The organism is Streptomyces rhizosphaerihabitans, from assembly GCF_025399795.1.
GTDB classification, from domain to species: domain Bacteria; phylum Actinomycetota; class Actinomycetes; order Streptomycetales; family Streptomycetaceae; genus Streptomyces; species Streptomyces rhizosphaerihabitans.
The window spans coordinates 205,145-228,122 of record NZ_JAODTZ010000002.1 but is presented as its reverse complement, the minus strand read 5'-3'; the positions used below and the strand labels follow the sequence as shown (position 1 = coordinate 228,122).

General features: G+C 70.8%; 16 protein-coding genes. 6 read left to right on the top strand and 10 right to left on the bottom strand.

The features are described 5' to 3' along the window. Positions 1-728 precede the first annotated feature (728 nt). Both typA and N4G66_RS03035 read right to left on the bottom strand, forming a co-directional pair. The gene (gene typA, locus N4G66_RS03040) at positions 729-2,642 is read right to left on the bottom strand and encodes a translational GTPase TypA (protein ID WP_261702338.1); all 1,914 of its coding nucleotides are present in this window, start codon (positions 2,640-2,642) and stop codon (positions 729-731) included. 179 nt (positions 2,643-2,821) lie between these two features. Continuing rightward, complete coding sequence (locus N4G66_RS03035; RefSeq protein ID WP_261702337.1) at positions 2,822-5,296, bottom strand: ABC transporter family substrate-binding protein; 2,475 nt, start codon at positions 5,294-5,296, stop codon at positions 2,822-2,824. 505 nt (positions 5,297-5,801) lie between these two features. Between N4G66_RS03035 and N4G66_RS03030 the strand changes: the two genes are divergently transcribed. Genes N4G66_RS03030 through N4G66_RS03015 form a run of 4 tightly spaced genes read left to right on the top strand, consistent with a single transcriptional unit; the run spans position 5,802 to position 9,811 of the window. After that, entirely contained in the window at positions 5,802-6,125 is a 324-nt protein-coding gene (locus tag N4G66_RS03030) for a hypothetical protein (RefSeq protein WP_261702336.1), read from the top strand. A 46-nt stretch (positions 6,126-6,171) separates the two neighbouring features. Then, positions 6,172-6,993: a hypothetical protein gene (locus N4G66_RS03025; protein WP_261702335.1), complete on the top strand. Its 822-nt coding sequence runs from the start codon at positions 6,172-6,174 to the stop codon at positions 6,991-6,993. 18 nt (positions 6,994-7,011) lie between these two features. Further along, positions 7,012-8,988 carry a fumarate reductase/succinate dehydrogenase flavoprotein subunit gene (locus N4G66_RS03020; RefSeq protein ID WP_261702334.1) on the top strand — a complete coding sequence of 659 codons (1,977 nt, stop codon included), beginning with the start codon at positions 7,012-7,014 and terminating at the stop codon, positions 8,986-8,988. Between the two features lie 52 nt (positions 8,989-9,040). Then, complete coding sequence (locus N4G66_RS03015; protein WP_261702333.1) at positions 9,041-9,811, top strand: succinate dehydrogenase/fumarate reductase iron-sulfur subunit; 771 nt, start codon at positions 9,041-9,043, stop codon at positions 9,809-9,811. A 120-nt stretch (positions 9,812-9,931) separates the two neighbouring features. Here the strand turns inward: N4G66_RS03015 and N4G66_RS03010 are convergent, their stop codons facing one another. Beyond that, positions 9,932-10,264 carry a hypothetical protein gene (locus N4G66_RS03010; protein WP_261702332.1) on the bottom strand — a complete coding sequence of 111 codons (333 nt, stop codon included), beginning with the start codon at positions 10,262-10,264 and terminating at the stop codon, positions 9,932-9,934. A gap of 316 nt (positions 10,265-10,580) precedes the next feature. Between N4G66_RS03010 and N4G66_RS03005 the strand changes: the two genes are divergently transcribed. Next, positions 10,581-12,098: a hypothetical protein gene (locus tag N4G66_RS03005; protein ID WP_315903605.1), complete on the top strand. Its 1,518-nt coding sequence runs from the start codon at positions 10,581-10,583 to the stop codon at positions 12,096-12,098. A 261-nt stretch (positions 12,099-12,359) separates the two neighbouring features. Here the strand turns inward: N4G66_RS03005 and N4G66_RS03000 are convergent, their stop codons facing one another. The 6 genes from N4G66_RS03000 to N4G66_RS02975 form a co-directional block, all read right to left on the bottom strand. Further along, positions 12,360-15,056, bottom strand: a complete 2,697-nt coding sequence (locus N4G66_RS03000; RefSeq protein ID WP_261702330.1) for a SpoIIE family protein phosphatase — start codon at positions 15,054-15,056, stop codon at positions 12,360-12,362. Positions 15,057-15,303: 247 nt separating this feature from the next. After that, positions 15,304-15,735 (bottom strand): ATP-binding protein, encoded by a 432-nt coding sequence (locus N4G66_RS02995; RefSeq protein WP_261702329.1) that lies wholly within the window; start codon positions 15,733-15,735, stop codon positions 15,304-15,306. Positions 15,736-15,841: 106 nt separating this feature from the next. Further along, positions 15,842-16,249: a (deoxy)nucleoside triphosphate pyrophosphohydrolase gene (locus N4G66_RS02990; RefSeq protein ID WP_261702328.1), complete on the bottom strand. Its 408-nt coding sequence runs from the start codon at positions 16,247-16,249 to the stop codon at positions 15,842-15,844. A gap of 45 nt (positions 16,250-16,294) precedes the next feature. After that, positions 16,295-16,477 carry an SPOR domain-containing protein gene (locus N4G66_RS02985; RefSeq protein WP_148010279.1) on the bottom strand — a complete coding sequence of 61 codons (183 nt, stop codon included), beginning with the start codon at positions 16,475-16,477 and terminating at the stop codon, positions 16,295-16,297. Positions 16,478-16,897: 420 nt separating this feature from the next. Next, positions 16,898-17,650 (bottom strand): GntR family transcriptional regulator, encoded by a 753-nt coding sequence (locus tag N4G66_RS02980; protein WP_261702327.1) that lies wholly within the window; start codon positions 17,648-17,650, stop codon positions 16,898-16,900. Between the two features lie 148 nt (positions 17,651-17,798). After that, entirely contained in the window at positions 17,799-19,109 is a 1,311-nt protein-coding gene (locus tag N4G66_RS02975) for a DUF4190 domain-containing protein (protein ID WP_261702326.1), read from the bottom strand. A 149-nt stretch (positions 19,110-19,258) separates the two neighbouring features. On the opposite strand from N4G66_RS02975, the gene N4G66_RS02970 reads away from it, so the two are divergent. After that, the gene (locus tag N4G66_RS02970; RefSeq protein WP_261702325.1) at positions 19,259-20,365 is read left to right on the top strand and encodes a threonine synthase; all 1,107 of its coding nucleotides are present in this window, start codon (positions 19,259-19,261) and stop codon (positions 20,363-20,365) included. A gap of 77 nt (positions 20,366-20,442) precedes the next feature. Here the strand turns inward: N4G66_RS02970 and N4G66_RS02965 are convergent, their stop codons facing one another. After that, on the bottom strand, positions 20,443-22,968 hold the full coding sequence (locus N4G66_RS02965; RefSeq protein WP_261702324.1) for a vWA domain-containing protein: 2,526 nt from the start codon (positions 22,966-22,968) through the stop codon (positions 20,443-20,445). Between the last annotated feature and the right edge of the window lie 10 nt (positions 22,969-22,978).

Below are 22,978 nucleotides of genomic sequence, written 5' to 3'. Positions count from 1 at the left end.
GGCCCGCCGGAGCGGAGGAGGCTGTGCCGAGTCGGCGGCCGTCACCTGGCGTGCCCGGCCACCGTTCGGTTCACAAGAGACGTCAATTACCCGACAGTCGCCCGGAAACCCCAGTGGGACGCGCGTAGTTGAAACCACGTCGCGGTCCGTCGGGCCGGGCTTCGGCGCCGGCCTCCGCGTCAGTACGCGCGGGCACGGATCCGGGCTCCCGCGTCAGTACGAGCGGGCGCGGATCCGGGCTCGGAACTCCGCGCCGTCGTCGCGGACCGCGGGGGACGATGTGACCCACATGGCGCTGATGACACCGCACATGGGTACCTCCTCATGACTCAACCGGTGCACGGACAGGAGGGGTACTGATTGACCTCCGACACCCCTGACGAAGGATCAAACACCCCACTGTGCTCGTGAGTCGGCGCTGTCCCCACAGCGCATGACCCATTGACCCGAGCGTTACGCGGCTAACTATCTGACATGAGCCAGATAACCGACCACAGCCTTTAGGTCTCGGTTCCATCACAGCTGCCGCGTACATCTTCCAAAATCTGGACAAAATGATCTGCCGGAGAAGCCCCCGAAACGGACGTGTTACATGCGTATCGGTCGGGGCGTACCGCATTTCGGACACGGGAGGGCGGAAAACGGGTGGCAAAAAAAGCCCGGGTGCCCCTACATCGGGGGCACCCGGGCTTTTTTCTGCCGGTGGATCGGCCGGTGAGGCCGGTGGATCAGCCGTGCTTGGCGCGGCTCGCGGTGCGACCGCGCTCCTTCTGGTCGAGAACGAGCTTGCGGATGCGAACGGATTCCGGGGTCACCTCGACGCACTCGTCGTCGCGGCAGAACTCCAGCGACTGCTCCAGGGAGAGCTTGCGCGGCGGGACGATCGCCTCGAACGAGTCGGCGGCGGCCGAACGCATGTTGGTGAGCTTCTTCTCCTTGGTGATGTTCACGTCCATGTCGTCGGCGCGCGAGTTCTCGCCGACGATCATGCCCTCGTACACCTCGGTGCCGGGGTCGGTGAACAGCACACCGCGCTCCTGGAGGTTCGTCATCGCGAACGCGGTGACGGCGCCCGCGCGGTCGGCGACCAGCGAACCGTTGTTACGGGTCGTCAGGGTGCCGAACCACGGCTCGTGGCCCTCGTGGATGGAGTGGGCGATGCCCGTGCCGCGCGTACCGGTCAGGAACTCGGTCCGGAAGCCGATGAGGCCGCGGGACGGAACGACGAACTCCAGACGGACCCAGCCGGAGCCGTGGTTCGACATGTTGTCCATGCGGCCCTTGCGGACGCCCATGAGCTGCGTGACCGCGCCCATGTGCTCCTCGGGGACGTCGATCGTCATGCGCTCGACGGGCTCGTGCACCTTGCCGTCGATGACCTGGGTGACGACCTGCGGCTTGCCGATGGTCAGCTCGAAGCCCTCGCGGCGCATCTGCTCGACCAGGATGGCGAGCGCGAGCTCACCGCGGCCCTGGACCTCCCAGGCGTCCGGGCGCTCGGTGTCGAGCACGCGGAGGGAGACGTTACCGACCAGCTCGCGGTCGAGGCGGTCCTTGACCTGGCGGGCGGTGACCTTGCGGTCCTTGTCCTTGACCGCGGCCTTGGCGTCCGCGCCCTTGCCCGTGCCGCCACGGCCGACCAGCGGCGAGGTGTTCGTGCCGATGGTCATGGAGATCGCCGGCTCGTCGACCGTGATCAGCGGCAGCGCGACCGGGTTCTCCGGGTCGGCCAGGGTCTCGCCGATCATGATGTCCGGGATACCGGCGACGGCACAGATGTCACCGGGGCCGGCCATCTCGGCGGGCTTGCGGGTGAGCGCCTCGGTCATCAGCAGCTCGGTGATGCGCACGTTGGACATCGTGCCGTCGCGCTTGATCCACGTGACGCTCTGGCCCTTGCGCAGCTCACCCTGCTCGACGCGGAGCAGCGCGATACGGCCGAGGAAGTTGTCGGCGTCCAGGTTGGTCACGTGGGCCTGGAGCGGGGCCGCCTCGTCGTACTCCGGGGCCGGGACGTGCGACAGGATCGTGGAGAAGAACGGCTCCAGGCTGTCGCTGTCCTGCGGGACCGTGCCGTCCTCGGGCTTGGTCAGCGAGGCCACGCCGTCACGCGCACACGCGTAGACGATCGGGAACTCGATCTGCTCCTCGTCCGCGTCCAGGTCCAGGAAGAGGTCGTAGGTCTCGTTGACGACCTCGTCGATCCGGGAGTCCGGGCGGTCGGTCTTGTTGATGCACAGGATGACCGGCAGACGCTGCTGCAGCGCCTTGCGCAGCACGAAGCGCGTCTGGGGCAGCGGGCCCTCGGAGGCGTCGACGAGCAGGACGACCGCGTCCACCATCGACAGGCCGCGCTCGACCTCACCACCGAAGTCGGCGTGGCCGGGGGTGTCGATGATGTTGATCGTGATGACGTCGCCGCCATCCTTCGGGTGGTACTTGACCGCCGTGTTCTTCGCCAGGATCGTGATGCCCTTCTCACGTTCCAGGTCGTTCGAGTCCATCATGCGGTCGTCGAGCGACTCGGCGGCGTGCGCGGCGAAGGCACCGGCCTGCTTGAGCATGGCGTCGACCAGAGTGGTCTTGCCGTGGTCGACGTGGGCGACGATGGCGACGTTGCGGATGTCGTGGCGCGTGGCCATATTGAGGCGCTTCTCCCGGAGTGAGTGGACGGCCTCCGCAGCGCGGGGCCTGCCGGGCTGAACACGCCACGGCCTTACCCCATGGTACGTGGCCCTGACAGAGGCGGCCTCCGCAGGGCCACGGGGGGCCGGGCCGGGCGGGCCCGGCACACGGCGGGCCCCGGTCGTCGACCCGCAGGTCACCGGCTCTTCGACGGGCTCGCCGAAGGGTGCGCACCCTTCTTCAGGAAGCCCATGTCCTCGTACACCGGGGTCTGGAATCCAAAGGCTCCGGTGTTCGCCAGACCGATGCGGGCGGCGGCGAGCTGGGGGCGCTGATAGAGCGGGATGGAGCCGGCGGCCGCCCAGATGCGAGCGTCCGCCTTGCGGACCAGGGAGCGCTCCTCGTCCTCGTTCAGGGTGGAAAGCGCCTGGTCGAACAGCTGATCGACCTGGTCGGTGCCGACCCGGGTGTAGTTCTGCTCGACGCTCAGCGAGCCGTCCGCCGCCGGAACGGGCTTGGCGTAGATCGGGCGGGCGTCGGTGGCCGGGAAGGCGGAGGCCGGCCACGAGTAGAGCGCCAGGTCGTACTGGCCCGAGGCGATGTGATCCTTGAAGTAGCTCTCGTCGGAGACCTTCGAGATGTCGGTGCGGACACCGATGCGCTGGAGCATCCGCGCGATCCGGTCGGCGACGACACGCAGGGACTCCGAACCCGGGCCGGAGGGCACGACGAAGCGGAGCGTCAGCGGCTTGCCGTCCTTGGCGAGGACATTGGACGCGGCGCCCGCCGGGGCGGCCGTCCCCTTGGGCGCGGCTGTCCCCTTGGGCGCGTACGCCCCCGGAAGGCCGCCCTGCCCGGGGTACTGGCGGCCGTCCAGGTGCCGGGCGGCCTGCTCGTCCGTGTGCGCGCCCGACCTCGCGCCGGCCTGCTGCTCCTGCTTCCCGGCGTGGTCCCTGGGGTCCTGTGCCCGCTCCCGGTCCACCCCGGACGGCTTGTTGTCCTCGCCGTCGGGGTACGTCCCGCCCTTGCCCGGCCTGTCGTCCTCTCCCGTGTCCCCCTTCTTGCCCGTGCCCTTCTTGCCCTTGGACCCGGCCGCCTTCTCCGTCTTCTTCTGCTCCGTGACCGGCCCGCCGGGCACCCACCCGGCGTCCGCGAGCAGCGCCCGCGCCTCGGCGGCGTCCTGGTTCCCGAGGGCGCCGCTGTTGTCGGCGTACGCGGCCTGGCCGGCGAGGGCGAGATGACTGCCGACCGGCTCGGCGGGCAGACCGAGCGGCTGGAGGACGATGCGGGCGAGTTCCTTGCGGTCCAGGGCGCGGGCCACCGCGCGGCGGACGCGCTCGTCGGCGAGGGGGCCCTCGGAGCCGTTGAGGGCGAGCTGGGTGTAGGCGGGTTCGAGGGACTTGCGGACCACGAAGGAGCTCAGCGCCGACCGCGAGGGGGCCTCCTTGGCCTTGGCCTCGCTCCCCTTCGCACCTGCCTCGCCCCTCCCGCCCTCGTCGCTGTTCTCGCCTTCGTCGCTGTTCTCGGCCTTGTCGCTGTTCTCGGCCTTGGTGCCCTTCTCGCCCTGGTCGGCCTTCTCGCGCTTGGTCCCCTTGTCGCGCTTGGTTCCCTTGTCGTGTTCGTCGTCCGCCGCGTTCTTCCCGTCCTCCTCCGAGGACGTGTCCTTCTCGCTCTTCTTCTTGGACGTGTCCTTCTCGCCCTTCTCCCCGGACGTGTCCTTCTCGCCCTTCGCGCCCGCCGTGTGCCGCTCGCTCGTCGGGGTGGCCCCCTGCAACGGGGCGCCGTCCTTGTTCCGGGCGGCGAGGGTGACGCGCTCCGCCTCGGCGGGGTCGATCTCGGCGAGGTCGAGCTTGTCCTCCGCGAGCGCCTCGGCCCGCTTGTCACGGGCCACGGCCACCAGGTCGATCTCGTCGAGCTTGCTGGGGTGGCCCCACCAGCGCGCGTTGCGGGTGAGGCGGACCCGGCCGCCCTTGCGGTCGACCTCCTTCAGCGCGAAGGGCCCGGCGGTGACCTTGAGTTTGCGCCGCGCGCCGTCGTTGAAGGAGTCCGCCGTACCCATGACGTCCTTCGGGTACAGCGGCGAGAACAGCGCCTTCCAGTCGGCGTAGGGCCGGCTGAACGTGACACGGACCTCCAGGTTGTTCTTGCCCCGCTCGATCTTCTCGATACGGTCGTAGCCGGCGTTGCGGGCGGTCCAGTACGCGGAGTCCTTGCCGGACAGGGCGCGCCACTGGGCGGCGAAGTCGGCGGCGCCGATCTCGCGTCCGTCGCTCCACACGGCCTGCTGGTCGAGCTTGTACAGAACGACCTGCTTGGGCGACGTGCTCACGACCTTCGCCGACTCCAGGTAGTCGGAGTTGATCTGCGGCCGCCCGTTCGCGTCCAGCCGGTACATCGAGGGCAGTACGGCACCGGCGACACGGGAGGTCGCGGCGTCGGCGTCCGCCTGGAACGCGTTCAGCGTCTCCGGTACGGCGTCCACGGCCCATCGCAGGGTGCCGCCGTCCGCGATCAGGTCACGGGACGCGGGCGCGATGTCCTGCACGGCCGCGGGTTTGTCCGCCTCGTCGTCCGCACTGCACGCGGCGAGGGCGGGTACCGCGAGCACGCCCGCGGTGAGGAACGCGGCCGAGCGCATCACCGCGCGCAGTCCGACGCCTTCGTGGGACATCACTGCAACCTCCGGGGGACGCTCCGCTGTAGGGGCAGGTCTGCTTCTGATCCCGTTTGGCGGTATTAGGGAGCTGATCCGATCTACGGGCTAACTGAAGAGCAGTGCGGCAGGGCGGAAGCGTCGACACGGCGACGGGCGTACGGAACCCCACTCGTGCGGCGCAATCCGGAACCGCGCCACGGGCCGTACCGGGTGCCGCACGACGGACCGTGCCCGGCGCCTCACGACGGGCCGCACCACGCGCCGCGTCACGGGCCCGGACCCTGTCGCGGCACATGGCGGGGGCGTGGGGCCGGCGGCGCGGTTCCCCGCACCGCTCCGGGCGCGCGGGGAAAACGACCGGCGCGCAGGGAAATGAACCGGCGCGCGGGGTTCGATCTGGAGCGTGTCGGCCTTCAATCCGTGCACACGCCTTCACACGGGTACGGGTGACGCGCAACACTCGCAGGCGCATGAACGTTGCCGCCTGGGGCCGCAGGGCCCGCGGAAGTGAGGGCAAGTCATGTCCGTGCACGACGACCTGACGTCAGTCCAGCGCAGCCTCGACGATCTGCAGCGGTCGGTGCGGCGCCTGGAACAGCAGATGGGCACCGGTCTGGAGATGCGCCGCGTGCGCGCCGACGCCGACCACTTGCGGGAAAGCGTCGCGCTGCTGCGCGAGACCACCGGCCCCTCCGCCAGGCTCCCCACCGGGCCCGGGCCGGCGGTGTCCGCGTCCGGCCGGCTGCCCGATCTGGTGCCCGTCCCCGACACCCCGTACGACAGCTCCTTGTGGACCGATTCCGACGACGAGGGTCTCGGCGCGCACCACGGTCCCTCCCACTGAGCGCCCTCGACACCGGCGCGCCACCGAACCCGACCGGAGTGCGAAGTTGGCCACTGGTACGGAACCTCATCTGAACAGCGGCGGTGTACGAACCGGTACGCGCGCCGCGATCGCCGCCCCGCATCTGCGGACCGACCGCTGGTGGCTGGCGCCCGCCGCCACCGCGGCCGGGTTGCTGGCCTTCGTCGTGTACTCGACCTGGCGGGCCTTCTCGGACGCGCACTACTACGCGGCGCCGTACGTCTCGCCGTTCTACTCGCCCTGTCTGGCCGAGCGGTGCGGCACCATGCACGCAGGACCGAACGCGGACCTGTTCGGGAGCTGGTGGGCCATATCCCCCGCGATCATCATCCTGATCTTCCCGCTCGGCTTCCGGCTGACCTGCTACTACTACCGCAAGGCCTACTACCGGGGCTTCTGGGCGAGCCCGCCGGCCTGCGCGGTCGCCGAGCCGCACAAGAAGTACACCGGCGAGACCCGCTTCCCGCTGATCCTGCAGAACATCCACCGGTACTTCTTCTACGCGGCCCTCCTCGTCGCGGGCATCCTCACGTACGACACCGTGCTCTCCTTCCGCGACGAGCACTACAACTGGGGCCACATGGGCCTCGGCACGCTGGTGTTCCTGGTCAACATCACGCTGATCTGGGCGTACACCCTCTCCTGCCACTCCTGCCGGCACATCGTCGGCGGGAAGCTCAAGCACTTCTCCCAGCACCCCGTGCGTTACCGGATGTGGCAGTGGGTCGGGAAGCTGAACGCCCGTCACATGCTGCTGGCCTGGGCCTCGTTGGTGAGCGTGGCGCTCGCCGACTTCTATGTGTACCTGGTCGCGTCCGGAGCCTTCGACGATCCGCGCTTCTTCTGACATGAGTGGGGCCTTGTGATGTCCGTGGTCGACCGACAGGAGTGGGACGTCGTCGTGGTCGGTGCCGGTGGCGCCGGACTGCGTGCCGCGATCGAGGCACGCGAGCGCGGCGCCCGTACGGCGGTGATCTGCAAGTCACTGTTCGGCAAGGCGCACACGGTGATGGCCGAGGGCGGCATCGCGGCCGCCATGGGCAATGTGAACTCCGGCGACAACTGGCAGGTCCACTTCCGCGACACCATGCGCGGCGGCAAGTTCCTCAACCAGTGGCGGATGGCCGAGCTGCACGCCCGGGAAGCACCGGACCGCGTATGGGAGTTGGAGACCTGGGGCGCGCTCTTCGACCGCACGAAGGACGGGCGGATATCGCAGCGCAACTTCGGCGGCCACGAGTATCCGCGCCTCGCCCACGTCGGCGACCGCACCGGACTCGAACTGATCCGCACGCTCCAGCAGAAGATCGTGTCCCTCCAGCAGGAGGACATGAAGGAGACCGGTGACTACGAGTCGCGCCTGAAGGTCTATCAGGAGTGCACCGTCACACGGATCCTGAAGGACGGCGAGCGGGTCTCCGGGACCTTCTGCTACGAGCGCGAGTCCGGCCGTTTCTTCGTCCTCGAAGCGCCCTCCGTCGTGATCGCCACCGGCGGCATCGGCAAGTCCTTCAAGGTGACGTCCAACTCGTGGGAGTACACGGGCGACGGGCACGCGCTGGCGCTCCTCGCCGGGGCGCCGCTGCTGAACATGGAGTTCGTGCAGTTCCATCCGACGGGCATGGTCTGGCCGCCGTCGGTCAAGGGCATCCTCGTCACCGAGTCGGTGCGCGGCGACGGCGGAGTGCTCCGCAACTCCGACGGCAAACGGTTCATGTTCGACTACATCCCCGATGTGTTCAAGGAGAAGTACGCGCAGTCGGAGGACGAGGGCGACCGCTGGTACGAGGACCCGGACCACAACCGGCGCCCGCCCGAGCTGCTGCCGCGCGACGAGGTCGCACGGGCGATCAACTCCGAGGTGAAGGCGGGCCGCGGCTCCCCCCACGGCGGCGTCTTCCTCGACGTGTCGACACGGATGCCCGCCGAGGTGATCAAGCGCCGGCTCCCGTCCATGTACCACCAGTTCAAGGAGCTGGCCGACGTCGACATCACGGCGGAGGCCATGGAGGTCGGGCCCACCTGTCACTACGTGATGGGCGGCATCGCGGTCGAGTCGGACACGGCGGCGGCCCGCGGCGTACCCGGGCTGTTCGCGGCCGGTGAGGTCGCGGGCGGTATGCACGGCTCCAACCGGCTGGGCGGCAACTCGCTCTCCGACCTGCTGGTGTTCGGGCGGCGGGCCGGGTGGCACGCGGCCGAGTACGCGGCCGGCCTCACCGGGGAGGGCGCCCGCCCTCCCCTGGACGAAACCCAGATCGACGCGGCCGCCGCGGAGGCGCTGCGGCCCTTCTCGGCCGAGGGACCCGAAGCCGTCCCCACCGCGTCGGCCGACGGCGCCCCGGCGTCCGGTGCGCACCCGCCCGAGAACCCGTACACCCTGCACCAGGAGCTCCAGCAGACGATGAACGACCTGGTCGGCATCATCCGCCGCGAGGCCGAGATGGAGCGGGCCCTGGAGAAACTCGCCGAGCTGCGGGTACGGGCACGCCGGGCCGGGGTGGAGGGCCACCGTCAGTTCAACCCGGGCTGGCACCTCTCACTCGACCTGCGCAACATGCTCCTGGTCAGCGAGTGCGTGGCACGGGCGGCGCTGGAGCGCGAGGAGTCGCGCGGCGGACACACCCGCGAGGACCACCCGGCGATGGAGCGCTCCTGGCGCCGGATCAACCTGCTGTGCCAACTCACCGACCCGACCGGCGGGTTGGCCGCGACCGACCCGGTGGCCGGGCAGATCGACCTGGTGAACGAGACCACCCAGCCCATCCGCCCCGACCTGCTCGCCCTCTTCGAGAAGGAGGAGCTGGTCAAGTACCTCGCCGAAGAGGAGCTGTACGAGTGAGCAGCCGCAAGGAGTGGCACACGCAGGAGCGGTACGAGGAGGCGCGGTACGCGTGAGCAGCTACGAGGCCCGCTTCAAGGTGTGGCGCGGAGATGTGAAGGGCGGTGGCCTCAAGGACTTCGAGGTCGAGGTCAACGACGGCGAGGTGGTCCTGGACATCATCCACCGGCTCCAGGCCACCCAGGCCCCCGACCTCGCGGTGCGCTGGAACTGCAAGGCGGGCAAGTGCGGTTCGTGCTCGGCGGAGATCAACGGGCGGCCGCGGCTGATGTGCATGACGCGGATGTCGGTGTTCACCCGGGAGGAGACGATCACCGTCACCCCGCTGCGGGCGTTCCCGGTCGTACGGGATCTGGTGACCGACGTCGGCTTCAACTACGACAAGGCGCGGGAGGTCCCCGCCTTCGTGCCGCCCGCCGGTGTCGGACCCGGTGAGTACCGGATGATGCAGGAGGACGTCGACCGTTCGCAGGAGTTCCGCAAGTGCATCGAATGCTTCCTGTGCCAGGACACCTGCCATGTCGTGCGTGACCACGAGGAGAACAAGCCGGCGTTCGCCGGACCGCGCTTCCTGATGCGGGTGGCGGAGCTGGACATGCACCCGCTGGACGCGGCGGCGGACTCCGGCCTGGACCGCAAGCGCACGGCTCAGGACGAGCACGGCCTCGGCTACTGCAACATCACCAAGTGCTGCACAGAGGTCTGCCCCGAGGGCATCAAGATCACGGACAACGCGCTGATCCCCCTGAAGGAACGGGCGGTCGACCGCAAGTACGACCCGCTCGTGTGGCTGGGATCGAAGATCGGCAGGCGGCGGACGTAGGCGGGGCCACCCGCCGCTCCCCGTCCGCGCGCGTCCCTGCCGTCAGCGCGTCCGCGGGCGCCGCGCCGTCAGCGCGTCCCCTGACGCCCCGCCGTCAGCGTTTCCTCGCGGGTCCTGCCGTCATCGTGCTTCGGTGTCCGGCAGGACCGCGTCGCGGCTGCCCGGGCGCTGCCCCAGCATCTGGACCACCTGGCCCGCGACGAACAGGGCCATCCCGCCCAGGACGTAGGGCGCCATGTCGATGTCGGGTCCGCGGAACGGTCCGAGGAACATGAACAAGGACATGCCCACGGCCGCCGCCAGCGCGCCCCATCCCCACAGCTTCGGGCGCACGACCCGGCGGCGGATCCACGGCGGAACCCAGTACACCGTGATGGCCGCGATCCCGAGTCCGGCCTGCGCGGTGACGGCCAGCGTGGCGAACCCCACGAGATACCAGTGCGTCGAGCCCATCGAGCCCTCCCCCGTTCCCCCGCGTACCGGAAAGGGCACGCGTATCGATCATGGCACGCGTGCCACGCGGCGGTCATCCCTTGCACAGGCCGTTCCTCGCGGTACGCCGTCCCCTCGGACTCCGGGGCGGCGAGGGCGCTCCAGAGCATGCCTCCCGCACCCCTCCCGCACACCCCCGTATCACCCGTACCCCGGGCGCCCTCACCTCCCCGCATACCGGTCGCGGAGGTGCTCGAACGGCCATACGCTCCCAAATGTGACGTCGTCCCCGAGTCGAAGCCGGTCGCGCCGGGCCCCGTCGCCCATGGCCGTGCGGGTGGCGCATGCCGTACTCGGGGGGCTGGTCGCGGTGGGATGGCTGGTGCTGCCGCTGGCGCGGGCGGGGGCCGACCATCCGGCGACGGTGGCGCGGAGCGCGGAGGTCACCGCTCCGCCGGTCGCGGCCCCGCAGGAGGGGACGACCACCGGCGATCTCGTGCCGCCCCTGGTCGCGGTCGGCGTCGCGGGTGCGCTGGCGGCTTACGGGTACGCGCGCCGCAGGCGGCGGGCGACGACCCGCACGACACCCGGCGGCGACCCCGAGGTCGTATCCCTCCACGAACTCGACCGGCAGGCACGGCAGTCGCTCATCGAGATCGACGACTGCGTACGCGTCGCCGCCGAGGAGCTCGGCCTGGCCGCGGACCGGTCGGCGGGCGACGCGGTCGAACCGTTCGTCTACGACCTGCGGCACGCGGAAGCCGAACTCGCCGCGGCCTTCCGGCTGCGGCAGCGCCTCGACGAGACGGAAGCGAGTGGCGCGATCCCGGCCGAGGACGACACCAGGGAGGTCCTGGAGGAGATCATCGCCCGGTGCCAGGACGCCGGGCGGCGGCTGGACGCGGCGGCTCCGGGGTTCGACCAGATCCGGGCGCTGGAGCGGACCGCGGTGGCCGCCCTGGAGGCCGCGGAGACCCGCTTCCGGGACGTCGCCGCGCGCACCCCGGCCGCCGGGGCCACGATCGCCGATCTCCACAAGCGGTACGCACCCGCCACCTCCCTCCCGGTCGCCGGCGACGCCGAACAGGCCAAGGACCGGCTCGTGTTCACCACGTTCCATCTCAACCAGGCACGGCAGTACGCGGACCGGGGCGACGGCGCGAAGGCCGCCGCCCATCTACGCGCGGCGGAGGGAGCGTTGGGGCAGGCCGCCGACCTGGTGAACGGCGTGGAGCGGCTGGCGGGCGAACTGGCCTCGGCGGCGACGGAGTTGCCCGTGGCGCTCGCTGCGGTGGAGACCGTCCGGGATGCGGCCCGCAGACGCGCGCCGGATGGTTCCGCCGGACTCGTAGGGCAGCTGGGGCACACCGAGGCGCTTCTCTCCGGGGTACGCCATGAGACGGCGGCCGGGCCCTACGATCCGCTGGCCGCGCTGCGCCGGGTGGTGGAGGCGGCTGCGGGCCTCGCCGGGGCAGGGGGCGGCGACGTGCCCGACGGTCGCGCCCACGCTCTTCTCCCCGCCCGCAGCGCCCTCGCCGGGGCTTCGTGCTTCATCGGCACGCACCGCGGGGCGGTCGGCAGTACGGCCCGGACCCGGTTGGCCGAGGCGGCATGGCTGCTCGGGTCGGGGTCCGCCACCTTGTCCGAGGTGCGGCGGGCCGATGACCTCGCCCGGGAGGCACGACGCCTCGCCGAGCGGGACGTACGGGCGTACGGCAATCCCGCGGGGGGCCGCGGGGGCGCCGGAGCGGGCGGCGCGGTGCTCGGCGGGATCCTTCTGAGCGACGGTGAGGGCGGCCCGATGAGCTACGGCGGCCCGCGCACCCGGGGCCGCCGGGCGGCCTCCTTCACCTGAGCCGGCGAGCCGAGAAGGCCCACGACGCCCGTCCGGCCGCGGGAGCCGGCAGGCCTGACGTCCACGGGCCCGTGGACCGGGCGCGCGCCGAGGCGGTTCGCGCCCTACGGTGCCCGCGCCTGCCCGTTCCCGTCCCCGCCGGGGCACCCGCCGCCCGGGAGCCCGGTGGAGGGAGCCTGCGGCCCCACGGAAGCGGCAGGCCTCGAGGACGGCCGCCGGCCGCGCCGGAGCCCTCAGCCCTCAGCCCTCAGCCCTCAGCCCTCAGAACAGGCTCAGCAACGCCTCCGCCGGGTCGGCGAGCCCCGTCTCCCCGTCCGGCAGCGGGAGTTCGAACCACACGGTCTTCCCGCGCGGGGTCCGGCGGGAGCCCCAGCCCGCGGAGAGCAGACCGACGAGTTGCAGGCCCCGCCCGCCCTCGTCGGTGTCGCGGGCGCGGCGCCGGCGCGGCTGGACGAGCCCGGCGTCCCAGACCTCGCAGACGAGGGTGCGGTCGAGCAGCAGCCGCAGCCTGATCTCGCCCTCGCCGTACCGCAGGGCGTTCGTCACCAGTTCACTGACCAGCAGTTCCGTCGTGTCGACGAGTGGCTCCAGGTTCCAGGCGACGAGCTGGTTGCGCGCGTACTCACGGGCCCGCCCCACACTGCGCGGCTCGCGCGGCAGGGTCCAGTCGCCGACGGAGTCGGCGGGCAGCCCCTGGACGCGTGCCATGAGCAGGGCGATGTCGTCCTCGCCGTGGTGGGTGTCGAGGGTGTTGAGGACGTGGTCGCAGACGTCCTCCAGCGGACTGGAGGGATCGGTGAGGGCGCCGACGAACGCTTGCAGGCCCTCGTCGAGGGGGTGGTCGCGCGATTCGACCAGTCCATCCGTGTAGAGCGCCAGCAGTGCGCCTTCGGGCAGTTCGACCTCCACCTCCTCGAAGGGCTCGCCGCCCACCCCGAGCGGCATCCCGGGCGGCACGTCGAGCATCAGCGCGGTCTCGCCGGGCTCGACCAGCACGGGGGGCAGATGACCCGCGTTGGCGAAGGTGCACCGGCGGGTCACCGAGTCGTAGACGGCGTACACACAGGTCGCGAGGTACACCTCTGAGAGGTCGGCGTCGCGGGGCTGGCGGGCCGTGCGGGTGGCCTGCCGGACCCCGCCGGGGGTGCCGAGGCCGCGCGCGATCTCGTCCAGCGCCGAGAGGACCTCGGCGGGTTCGAGGTCGAGCAGGGCCAAGGTCCGTACCGCGGTGCGGAGTTCACCCATCGCCACGGCGGCGCGCAGCCCGCGGCCCATCACGTCGCCCACCACGAGGGCCGTGCGGTGACCGGGGAGTTCGATGACGTCGAACCAGTCGCCGCCGACCTCCGTCGCCGCGTTGCCCGGCAGATAGCGGCACGCGATGTCGAGGCCGGAGGCCTCGGGGTCGCCCGGGGGCAGCAGGGACCGTTGCAGTATCAGGGCGCGTTCGTGCTCGCGGCGGTACAGGCGCGCGTTGTCGATGCAGACGGCCGCGCGGGCGGCCAGCTCCACCGCGAGTGCGCGGTCGCGTTCCCCGAACGGCTCGCTGCCTTTCGTACGGGAGAACTGTGCGAGTCCCACGACCGTGTCGTGGGCGACCATCGGGACCGCGAGCGTGGACTGGATGAGGCCGCCGTCATCGGCGGGGATGTGCTGCGGCCGTGCGGTGCGCAGGGCGTCCGCGCAGGGCGAGTTGAACGGGTAGTGGTGGACCGCGCCGACGGCGACGGGGGCCGGACCGCCGGCGAACGGCGCGTCGGAGACGGCGCTGGCGAAGGCGACCCGGCGGAGTTCGGCACTGCCGTCCGCGAGGCCCGGCGGGGTCTCGTCGCCGGCCAGCAGACCCTGGTACAGGTCGACCGTCGCGAGGTCGCAGAACACGGGGACCACGACGTCGAGGAGTTCGCGTGCGGTGGTCTCCAGGTCGAGGGAGTTGCCTATGCGGGCGCCCGCCTCGTTCAGAAGGGCGAGATTGCGCCGTGCTGCGGCCGCTTCACGGGCCGCGGCGCGTCGGGAGGTGATGTCGGTTCCGAGCCAGGCGATACCGATGGGGCGGCCGCTTCCGCTGTGCACCCGGTAGAGGTTGATGGACCAGTGGCGGCGCTCGTCGGAGCCGGGCACCTGCCCGGTGACATGCATGTCCGTGATGGAGTCACCGGTCTCCAGGACCCGGCGCAGGATCGCCGTCACCCGATCGGCCTCCGCGCGCGGGAGATAGTCGTGGACTCCCTTGCCACGGTGGTCGTCGACACTGCCGCCGAAGATCGAGGCGAAGCGCTGGTTGGCGCGCCGGACCCGGAGGTCGGTGTCGATCAGCAGGAATCCGAACGGAGATTGACCGAAAATCGCCTGCGAGGCGGCGAGGTCCGTCTCGATGGTGCGCAGGGTGCGGACATCCACCACGATGCATACGGCGGCCCGCTCACCGTGCTCGGTCGTGGTCGGCATCACATAGACCTCGGCGAGACCCTCCGCGCCCCCGGAGTTCTCCACCCCCTCCCCGGCGTCGTCGGGGGCGGGCATCCGGAAGGGCACCAGACCGGTCCACTCGCGGCCGTCCAGGATCTCCGCCATCTTCCGCTGACCGGACTCACGCCGGTCGGCGGGGACGAACGCCTCGATGGGGTCCATGCCGACGGCCTGCTCCGCGGAGATGCCGAAGATCTGCTCGGCCCGCAGACTCCACTGGTCGACCAGCCCGTCGGCGCCGATGGAGAACGAGGCGGCCTTGATGTAGTCGTAGATCGAACCGGGTGGACTGCTCTGCCACATCGCGTCACCCGGCATCTCGCCGACCGCGTCACCGACCAGGTCGGCCACCGCGCCGTCGGCCTCTTCGCCCGTGTTCTCGCCCGCGGCCTCGTCGGGAACCGTGCGCGCGAAATCGCCCGCCGCATCAGCCCTCGCGCCGTCCGACGGGTCCTCGGACTCCGTGGCCTTCGCTGGTATCTCGCTCACGCGAACCGTCCCCTCCAGCTCACCGCGTCCGGCACCGGTCACCGGGGGCGGCTGCCCGCAGTATCCAGCACTACGGCGCCGCACGACACGGTGTTCACGATCACAGCACGGTCCCGATGGTTTTTGGACCGGCCGCGACATACTCCCAGTCTTCTAACCAGGTGGCGCCCCGTCGAATCAAACAATGCGACACCCGTCGGGGGCTTGATCCGGCCGGACGCGGCGCGGGCGTCCCGGCCTCCGCGTCTCAACCCGGCACGGCCAGCTCGAACCAGACGGTCTTGCCGGTGTCCGCAGGCCGGGTGCCCCAGCGTCTGCACGAGCCGGCCACGAGCTGGAGTCCACGGCCGCTCTCGTCGGAGGTGTCGGCGGCCCGTTCGCGGGGCGGATCCGGCAGCGGGTCGGAGACCTCGACGCGTAGGGCGCCCGGCACGTCCTCGGGACGCACAAGCCGGACGCCGATCGGGCCCGTCGCATGCCGGAGCGAGTTCGTCACCAGTTCACTGACCAGCAGCGCGGCGATGTCGCCGAGGGAGTCCAGACCCCAATCACGCAGCTGTTCCCGGACGACAGCGCGGGCGGTACGGACGGCACCGGGCTCCGCAGGAAAGGTCCACTCTGCGCAGTCGCCTTCGGTGTCGATCAAGCCGATCACTTCCCAGACCAGGAACCCACCCATGTCCGGTTTCGTGGGATTAATGGGCCCATACCCGGTATCGGTGATGCTTTACCGCACCCGGGGGCACACTATGGCGCGAACGGTGTAAGAATTCACACCCGGCCCATCACGCGCCCTGATCGAGCCACGGCAGCGCGCCCTTGACCGCCGGCACGTCCTGGTCCAGCCAGTCCACGTCCCAGATCTCGTCGGGGGACAGCCAGCGCAGCTCGTCGTGATCCTGCAGGGCCCTGGGTTCGGCCGAGCCGGGCAGCAGCCGGGCGGCCCACACCACCAGGACGTATCCCGGCTTCAGGGGCCACTCTCCGGGGACGCGCTCCAGCACCTCCATGTCGACGCCGAGCTCTTCGCGCAGCTCGCGCACGAGGGCGCGCTCGGGGGTCTCGCCGTTCTCGACCTTGCCGCCCGGCAGTTCCCAGCGCCCGGCGAGGTCGGGGGGCGCGCTGCGGCGGGCGGCGAGCAGGCGCCCGCCGCGCACCAGGGCGCCTGCGACCACCACGATCCGTTCCGTCATGCGCCGGAGCCTACGGGAGCGGGGCGGGGTCCCCGCCGAGACGGATCACCGGGTTCCGTTCTGCCCGATCCGCTCGACCCAGTAGAGCTGCTTGTGCCCGCGGTCGTCGAGGCTGTCCGCGATCTTCTGAGCCTCGGCGCGGGTCGCGTACCTGCCCACGCGATAGCGATTGCCGTTGTCGTCCTGCCGTATGACGAGCCAGGGAAGAGTGATCGTGCTGTCGTTCATCAAGCCCCTCCGCTTCCCGCCCCAGGCCCCCGTCGAACCCCGCATTCCAAGGAAACCGCAATCCGCATATGCCCGAGCCTACGCCTAACCTTCACGCAGCGAATACGGCTTTACACAAAGAGGTACGCAACCGGCCAGTAAGGAACGTCGGCCCGGGGGGCGCACGCCGTCGAACGCGCCGCCCACGACTCCCCGCGCACCCTCGAACAGGGCGAAGCCCTTCCCCGGTCCGTCACTTGAGAAAGGCCAGATTCCAACCGGGGTCACGGAGAGTTCCGTTGAGGACCGGACGGTCCCGTCGAGGCACCGGCGGTCCGCAGCGGGAACCGCCGGTCAGGGCCTACACCCGAAGGCGGGACGCCACCGGACGCCACGCCGTACGAAATGGCGCAGGAAACGCCGCACGAAGGTGACGCGCGGTCACTTCACCGGCAGGTGGTAGGCGATCCGGTACCGGTCCGCCGGGGCCACCACGTCCGCCGTCTCCACCGGGCGCCCCGAGGCGTAGAAGGTGCGCTGGATGACGACGACCACATGCCCGGGTACGCCGCCCAGCGCGAGGAGCTCCTCGGCCAGGCCGGGACGCGCGCCCACTTCCTCGGTGACGTTGTCCACGATCACGTCGATGGCCGCCATGCGTTCGACGACGCCCATGCCGGCGAGCGGGCCCTCCTCGGGGAGCATGACCGGCGTACGCCCGGTGACGGCGAGCGGCTCCCACGACGTGGAGAGCATCATCGCCTCGCCGCCGTCCCGGTAGACGTAGTTCGTGCACATCACGCGGTCGCCCGGCTGGATGGCCAGCCGCTCGGCGATCGCGCCGCTCGCCTCGACCTGCCGGCTGTGGGACTCCCAGGTGCCGCGCACGGCGAGGTCGGCCTGCTCCTGGCGGAAGGGGGTGGCGCCGCTGTCCGGCCGGTATCCGGAGCGGGCCACACGGCGAGGCACCGGCCGCTCCCGTACGTAGGTGCCGGAACCGGAGCGGCCCTCGACCAGCCCCTCGGCCATGAGCACCTTGCGCGCCTCCAGGGCCACCGTGTCCGAAACTCCGTACTCCTCACGGATTCTGGCCTGCGAGGGGAGTCGGGTGTGTGGTGGCAGCGAGCCGTCGACGATCTTCTTGCGGAGATCACCCGCGACACGCAAGTACGCCGGCTGCTCACCGAAAGTCACTTGGCCGCTCCCATCAGGTTGTACAGACAGCAACAGCGTGGCAACCGTGGGTTGTGCCATGCAAGCAAAGGCCAGAGAATCACTCGATGTGATGACGCAAGCCTCTTGAGGGCATTACGCAGGCGCTTTCTCCCCACTGTGGCCGCCGTCACACCTCCATTCCGCCGCCGCCTTCGCCACCGCTACCGCCGCCACCGCCCTCGTCGTACTTCGGCGGGGTCGTGGCGAGCCCCAGAGCCTTGCGGGTGGTGACCGTCTTGTCGGCGTCGATGAGTTTCACGCCCTTCTCGTAGTGCGCGTAGAAGGTGTCCGCGTCCGGCGCGTCCGCGGCCTTCGCCCATTCCTTCCGGGACCGGTCGAGGTCCTTGACCAGGGCCGCGACGAGCTCGCTCGCGGCCGGCGCGAACGTGTGGCCGCGGAGCAGGCCCGCCTGCTCCGCGAGCGCCCCCGAGACCCTGGTCGCCCACTTCCTGTGGCCCGGCAGGTCGTCCTCGACGTACGCCTTCTCGGGAGCCGAGTCCATCGCCCTGTTGAGGATCCGCGCGGCCTTCAGATAGGCGAGCTGGTCCGCGTCGAGCGTCGTGGCGTCCTTGCGCAGCGAACCGGTCAGCGTGCCCTGCTCGTCGGTGTTCCCGAACATGCAGGTGATCTCGCGGTCGCCCAGGTGCCAGCTCTGCCGGGTCGGCGTGAAGTAGTAGATGTCGACGTCGTCCGGAACGGCCCAGGCGTCCATCGCGTACGTGTCCGCGAGCGCGTAGCACTTGTCGTCGGCCTCGGCGGAGACCGCGGAGTCGCCGGGGTAGGAGTCGCCGCGCGCGGTCGCCTCGGCGAACACCTCGGCGTCGTGCTTCCCGGCGCACGGCACCGTGTCGACGTCGTAGGCGAGGCCCTCCAGGGTGTCGCCCTGCGCGTTGAAGCACTCGCCCTTGTGCAGGGAGAACGTGCTGCCGCTGCCGCCCGCCCCTTCCTCGACACCGTCCCAGAAGTCGCCCGCTCCCCCGGTGGCGACCATGAGCGCGAGCAGCACGACACCGATCGACGACATCACCATGCCGCCCACCGCCATCCCCTTGCCGCGCTCGCCGCGCCTCTTGATCTGGACGAGCGCCACGATCCCCAGCACCAGCCCGACGGCGGGCAGGAAGCAGAGGATGCCGAGAACCAGCGCCGCGATCGCGAACCCGTTGAAGGGCACGGGACGGTTGTACGGGGAGTAGCCCTGACCCCAGGGCTGGTACGGACCCGCGTACGGGGACTGCTGGTACGCCCCTTGAGGGAAGGGGCCTTGTTGATGGGGGGCCTGGGGGCCCTGGGGGTACGGAGCGTGCGGATACGGGGACGGGTAGGCGCCGGGTGCCCCCGGAGCGCCGGGCGGTGTCCCCGGGGCGCCCGGCGGTGTCCCCGGCGGCGGGTACTGCCCCTCGGGCTGCTGTGGGCCGGGCGGCGGGGGTATGGCCACGAGTTCCCTTGCTCCTCATCCACCTGCGGTGGAACGTGTGAACGACTGCCGAATGGCTGCGCGCATCGTAAGCGCGACACGGCGGGGCCATGACAGCGGGCGTCCGCTCGTGACGCTCCGTCACTCCCCGGCGCGTCTAACCTGCGCCTATGACTCCACTGCCGGACTGCTTCTGCCCGACGGACGGCACCCGTGTCCCCGCCGGCTCGCTCGCCTGGTGCTGCCCGGTCTGCCGTGGTCCGCTCGATCTGGACTTCGCGCCGACACCGGCCCCCCTCACGTCCCTCGCCGGACGGGTGAACTCGCTGTGGCGGTACGCGGAGTGCCTGCCGCTGGCCGCGCCCACGGTCAGCCTGGGCGAGGGGCGCACTCCGCTGGTCCCCCTCCGCGAGGGCGTCTCGGCCAAGCTCGACTTCCTGATGCCGACCCTGTCGTTCAAGGATCGCGGGGCCGTGCTGCTGGCCGAGCTGGCGCTGCGGCTCGGGCCCCGTCAGGTGCTCGCGGACAGCAGCGGCAACGCGGGCACGGCGGTCGCCGCGTACTGCGCGCGGGCCGGACTGCCCTGCACCGTGTACGTCCCCGAGGGCACCTCCGCGAAGAAACTGGAGCAGATCGAGGCGCACGGGGCGCGGCTGCGCGTGGTCGAGGGCGACCGTGAGGCGACGGCGCGCGCGGCGCGCGAGGCGGCCGAGGAGGACGGCGTGTTCTACGCCTCGCACGTCTTCAACCCGTACTTCCTGCACGGCACGAAGACGTACGTCCACGAACTCTGGGAGGACCTCGGCGGACGCCTGCCCGACGTCGTCGTGGTGCCGGTCGGCAACGGCACGCTGCTCCTCGGCGCCGCCCTCGCCGTGGCCGAACTGCACGCGGCGGGACTGATCGACCGCAGGCCCGCCCTGTACGCCGTCCAGTCCGCCGCGGTCGCCCCGCTGGCCCGTGCCTGGTCCGAGGGGGCCGACGATCTCGTCGGCGTCACCCCCATGGCGCCCACGTTCGCCGAGGGCATCGCGATCCCGCACCCGCTCCGGGCCCGCCAGATCCTGCGCGCGGTACGCGCCTCCGGGGGCACCTTCCTGACCGTGACGGAGGACCAGATCCGCCACGCGCAGACGGATCTCGCGGGACGCGGGCTGTACGTGGAATCCACGGGGGTGGCCTGCTGGGCGGCGGTCCGCGAGGGCGCGCTGGGCCGACGGGAGGCCGTGGTGCCGCTGTGCGGCGCCGGGGTGAAGACGGGAATGGCACAGGCCTGATCACACGGGCCTGATCACGGGGCGGCCCTCGGCCACGCGCCCGGAACGGAGATCCGGGCCGCGTGGCCGCCGGAGTGTCAGCCTGTGGCGTCGATCGGCTTGAGCAACGTGCCCGCGGCACGGACCGAGACGACCGGATGCTGGTTGGCCTTGAACAGGACGACCCGCTGATAGGTCCCGTCGGTGAACACCGGCGCGGGCTGGTGGTTGAAGATCTCCTCGAACATGCCGTCCTTCAGGGCGAAGACGACGGCGTCGTCGTGACCGGGGCCCAGCCGCTCGTGCCGCACGTCCTGCGGCGTGACGGTGATCCTCGTCGCCCGCAGCCCGCTCGGGTGGTGGGGTATGCGTTCGGTCTTGACCCTGGTGGTGCGGGCGTCGACCTTCACGGCGGCCACCGTGGAGACGGTGAGCTGGCGGTCGAACACGTTCCCCTCGGGGTCCTGACCGTCGGCGAAGACCTTCCAGCCGTACGTGCCGGCCTTGAACACCCGGCTGAACGTGTTGCTGTAGTCACCGGTGCCGGCCTTGTCGTGCAGGATGTCGGTACCGTCGGCGAACAGACCCGGCGCCTGGTGGCGCGGCCACCGGGACCAGCCGTTGTGGCGCATCACGTCGATGATGCGCTGCTCGGCCGGCGGCGGTACGTCCCTGCCGCCCGGGTTCGCCGGTGCCGCGGCCGCCGACGGCGGGGTCGCCGACAGTGCGGCCGCCGACAGCGCCTCGCCCAGTCCTACGGCGGGGGCGTCGAGTTCGGCACGGACGACGGCGCCGAGGACCGGTGCCGAGTCACGGCGGATGCGGACCGTCAGGACCATGTCGTCGCCGGTCAGATACGTCTGCTGGTCCAGCGTCAGCTCGGCCTTGAGGTGCAGGTCCTCGTAGAGCAGCACCTGGTCCTGCGTCAGCGGCTTCGGATCCTTCGTGTCGTTGTCCAGCAGGCTCACCCGCCAGATGACCTCCCCCTCGGGCAGCTTGTTCGACGCACCGACCGAAAGGGCCTGGTCGGTCTCCGACACGTTGGCTTCGGGCACCGAGAACGGCGGGACGAATGTGGCGCCGTTCCACAGGTCGAGCGCGATGGTGCCTTCCGTCGGCGGGGTGATCACCGAGAGGACGACGCGGTCGGCGTCCGTGGTCCTGACGTAGACCCGGTCGGCCTCGGTGGGGATGGGGTCGGGCGCGTTCGTGCTCGGGCTGGGCCGGTTGACCTCCTGGGAGAAGTGCAGCATGTCGGTGAACACCCCGGGCAGATGGGCCGGGTCGAGGACCTGGGTGAATCCGGTGTCGGTGAGTTCTTTGAGCAGCGGGACGTCGATGGTCGAACCGAGGCCGATGACGTACATGCGCGCGCCGGCCAGGATCAGCTTCTTGGCACCGGTGACGCTGGTGAGCGCCTCCACCGCCCCGGGCGGCGCGTTGTCCGGGACCGTGTTGCCGATGTAGTAATGGCCCGCGTTGTGGAGCCCGTCGGTCATACAGACCAGGGTGAAACGCCGGTCGCCGATCGGGCCGGCCCTGTCGAGCATGTCGAGGGCGGCGAACAGGCCGTCGCCGATGTTGGTGTTGTCGGCCGGCTGACCCAGGTCGAGCGTGTTGATGGCCTCACGCGCCTCCTTCAGCCCCGTCAGCGGCATCGCGATCTCGACCTCGTCGGAGATCGGCAGCTCGTGCCAGCCGCCCGGGTCGGTGAACGTGACGATGCCGATCCGGTCCTGGTCGTTGACCCCCGCGCGGGCTTCGGCGATGAGGTGGACGAGGGCCCGGGTGGCGATGACCGCGTTGGTCCACTTGTCCTCGGAGGCCATGCTGCCGGAGCGGTCCAGCACCAGCACGATGTCCTGCGGCCGGTGGCTGATCGTCAGCTGTCTGGCCTCGCTCACGTTGGTGAGGAAACCGTCGGTGCCGAACGAGGTGGTGAGCGTCAGCGGGGCTTCGATCGTCGCGTACACGCCGGGAAGCGTCACGTCGAGCGTCGGGGTGTCGGTGGTCTCGTCCATCGGGAGGATCGCGAGGTCGGCGTCATGGTGCCAGAGGTAGCTCGGTGTGAACGTGTCCGGCGGCAGGCTGCCGAGCACGGTCGGCTCGGTGGCCGGGCCCGTCGCGTCGTCGGCCACCAGCGTGATGTGGTTCTGTTCCAGCACCGTCCCCGGGTCGTGGACGACCGCGCGCGGGTCGCAGATCACGTAGTCGACCAGCGCGCTGGTGTCGGAGAACCGGATGTCCCAGTGGTTCGGCGCGGTCCGGGTGCCGCGCAGGGTCCACGGGGAGCCGAGGGAGCCGAGGGTCTGGTTGGTGATCCGGCAGTTGACCAGGACGGTGTTGGTGTCGGTGTCCGGCGGGCTGACCGTGACCCCCACGGTGAAGTCGCCGACCGTCACCTCCTGGCCCGGCGGAACGGTCAGCAGGTTGATCGGAGCGTTGCCGGTGAGTGTGAGTTCGAGGATCGGGTCGCCGGCGGCCACACCGTAGGTGATGTTGACGGCCTTGGTGACCCCGGCGCCGATGTCCTGGTGGAAGTGCAGCACGAAGGCTTTCGCGTCGCTGACCGTATAGGAGTTGGTGGCCGGAACGGTGGACTTGGTGATGCGTGGCTGTGGCATGGAACACCCT

Excerpts from the sequence above, each read along its gene's own strand:
- N4G66_RS03035 (WP_261702337.1), bottom strand. The coding sequence starts at position 5,296 with ATGTCCCACGAAGGCGTCGGACTGCGCGCGGTGATGCGCTCGGCCGCG.
- N4G66_RS03020 (WP_261702334.1), top strand. The coding sequence starts at position 7,012 with ATGTCCGTGGTCGACCGACAGGAGTGGGACGTCGTCGTGGTCGGTGCC.
- N4G66_RS02970 (WP_261702325.1), top strand. The coding sequence starts at position 19,259 with ATGACTCCACTGCCGGACTGCTTCTGCCCGACGGACGGCACCCGTGTC.
- N4G66_RS02995 (WP_261702329.1), bottom strand. The coding sequence starts at position 15,735 with ATGGGTGGGTTCCTGGTCTGGGAAGTGATCGGCTTGATCGACACCGAA.
- N4G66_RS02990 (WP_261702328.1), bottom strand. The coding sequence starts at position 16,249 with ATGACGGAACGGATCGTGGTGGTCGCAGGCGCCCTGGTGCGCGGCGGG.
- N4G66_RS02985 (WP_148010279.1), bottom strand. The coding sequence starts at position 16,477 with ATGAACGACAGCACGATCACTCTTCCCTGGCTCGTCATACGGCAGGAC.
- N4G66_RS02965 (WP_261702324.1), bottom strand. The coding sequence starts at position 22,968 with ATGCCACAGCCACGCATCACCAAGTCCACCGTTCCGGCCACCAACTCC.
- N4G66_RS03030 (WP_261702336.1), top strand. The coding sequence starts at position 5,802 with ATGTCCGTGCACGACGACCTGACGTCAGTCCAGCGCAGCCTCGACGAT.
- typA (WP_261702338.1), bottom strand. The coding sequence starts at position 2,642 with ATGGCCACGCGCCACGACATCCGCAACGTCGCCATCGTCGCCCACGTC.
- N4G66_RS03010 (WP_261702332.1), bottom strand. The coding sequence starts at position 10,264 with ATGGGCTCGACGCACTGGTATCTCGTGGGGTTCGCCACGCTGGCCGTC.